1 protein-coding gene is annotated in these 1,518 nt (G+C 54.3%); it reads right to left on the bottom strand.

The genetic code is table 11. The features are described 5' to 3' along the window. Positions 1-704: 704 nt before the first annotated feature. Positions 705-1,061 carry a hypothetical protein gene (locus ACGYK9_RS19340; RefSeq protein ID WP_394415348.1) on the bottom strand — a complete coding sequence of 119 codons (357 nt, stop codon included), beginning with the start codon at positions 1,059-1,061 and terminating at the stop codon, positions 705-707. Between the last annotated feature and the right edge of the window lie 457 nt (positions 1,062-1,518).

The raw sequence follows: 1,518 nt of genomic DNA, 5'->3' as shown, positions 1-1,518 counted from the left end.
CGATGTGCCGCCGGTTTTGGGCAAGTGGATGAAAACAATACGCGGCTTGTCGATTATGAAATTTGTCATCTCTTCCTGGCTTAACCTTGGAGCCGGTACATGGGCCGCTTATCCGAACATCGAATAAAAAACGCGCAGTGTACAGAAACCCAGAGCCGCAAACACAACTTCGCACCAGCCGATAAATGGGCCTACCGGCGAACCAGCATCGCATGGGCCCGATAAACATCGCCAATGCCCATCTAATCGGGGGCCTTGGTAAGAAGATGGGGCACGATCATCTGATCGTAGCAACCCCATCTACAGCCGCCTATTCGGCGGAGAAAGCTGGGACCAGTGCATAGACAGCATGAGCACGCTCTGCCATCCGTGTTTTCTCAGCCGCCTGTTCGGCGGTAAAACCGGGCCCAGTAAGAAGATGGGGGCAACCGGCGAACCGACAAAACCCAAATCTTCGGCCGCCTATTCGGCAGTAAGACAAGGCCTCCGCTACGAGGGGCCTTGGTAAGAAGATGGGCACGATCATCTGATCGCAACAATCCCATCTGCAGCCGCCTGTTCGGCGGTAAGACAAGGGCCCAATGAGATACATCGGTTCCACGCGACGACCATCTAAAGCGTGTTTCAGTATTATTTAACTGACTTACGCCTTTACCAATCGCATCGGGTAAGCACCTTTGTTGCGACACACGCCAAAATGCTTTTCATGCAGACCAACCACAGATGAGGGGTCCGTTCGCAGAGATATCTTCAGCGAGAAACGCAACGATTGCAGGGTAGTAGCACAGCAGCTCTTTCCATTCCGTACCTCGCGCATCAAGGTCGTGGAACGCATCAGGGATGTCAGCCAAAGCCTCGTCTGGGGAAAGGCCGCAGTCGGTAAAACCGTCTTCGATCATACCTTCGAGCACAGCCAAAGTGTCGAGCGTAACGTAGAAGTCGCTGTAGCCTTCATAGACATCCCCGCCAGAGCCTTCCGCAAGCGCCTCAAAAAATTCATCGTGATTGCGCAGAGAGAACACCTCTTCTCCGTCGCGGTAAAAACCAATATCCAGTCCCATCTGTGTATCCTTTCCAGTTTGATGGTTCAGGTTGAGCGGCGCGCGCAGCGCCTAACAATGAACTGGGAACGATTTTGGGGGGCCGATAACGAAATCCTGCACTTTAGCCAAAAAAGTTACACCGCGCCCAAAAGGGTGAGGCCAACGCAAAGCTACAGCGGTAGGGGGCCATCCCTCGACGCCATCCAATTGGGGCGCAGCGTCAAGATCGAGCGGCCGGTTTCAGAACTTTGATGAGCCTATAGCTGGTGCACCGCGACGCGCCAAAAACTGCAGACATAATGTGTCTTCGCGGGGCCGCGCAAAAGCCTGCGTTCCTGCGCTCCTTTTTTCCCGAGCCGTTGCGATCGGGGTAGAGGCCGTGCAACTACCGCGCATACCCTGAACGACCTTCTACGGGAGCAACAAATGCAAATCACTGAGCCGTCCCGCCAAATCGATGTCTTACATACCACGG

Source organism: Sulfitobacter sp. 1A15258 (assembly GCF_043557045.1).
Lineage (GTDB): Bacteria > Pseudomonadota > Alphaproteobacteria > Rhodobacterales > Rhodobacteraceae > Sulfitobacter > Sulfitobacter faviae.
This window is presented reverse-complemented; position numbering and strand designations above follow the sequence as displayed.